This is a genomic window from Pseudomonas sp. HP_01 (genome assembly GCF_055284355.1).
Genome location: NZ_JBTOPV010000066.1, coordinates 1 through 588 on the forward strand (window position 1 = coordinate 1; position 588 = coordinate 588).

The 588-nt window shown below is 57.5% G+C and carries 1 pseudogene; it reads left to right on the forward strand.

What is annotated here, in order from left to right:
• Positions 1–588, forward strand: a pseudogene (locus ACYAR8_RS22840) (RHS repeat-associated core domain-containing protein); the annotation flags it as partial.

Below are 588 nucleotides of genomic sequence, written 5' to 3' on the forward strand. Positions count from 1 at the left end.
GATGCGGCAGGCCGGCAAGATGGTGCTGGGCGATGCACTGATCGAGATTCTGATCGGGCACCTGAATGCAACCATTGTCGGGACGCTTGATGACTTTGTGACTCAGGCGCACGGGAAGCTTCCCGGGATTCTTGAGGATGCGGGGAAGCTTGGGGAAGGCGTACTTTTTCAGATCGCTGATGGTCTGGAGAAGCTGGTCAAGCCGGACCTCAACGCCAAGGCTGATTTGCGTGAGGCGGAACAGTTGGTTCATGCCGCAGGCGATCTTTGGGCCTACGACCCTCAGGCCGCGATTGGCAATATCTTCGTCGCGGCTGCAGATATTTGTGTTGCTGCGGGCAAGGGTGCGGTTAACGGTGCTGCTGAATATCTCGTACCTGAAGCGGTTAAAGATGAGGTCGTCAGACACGCCAGTTTGTTGCGTGTTCTGGCGCCTCAGCTTCGCACGCAGATCACGGGGCTGGCAGATCCCGAAGTTCAGCATTCTATCGCGGCGTTGCTGGTTACTTTGGAGGGTGCGGTCGTCAGCTGGCGGTCGCGCAATGGCCATGCGCAGGCTTTCAACATCAAGCCCGGGGTGGTTAATAA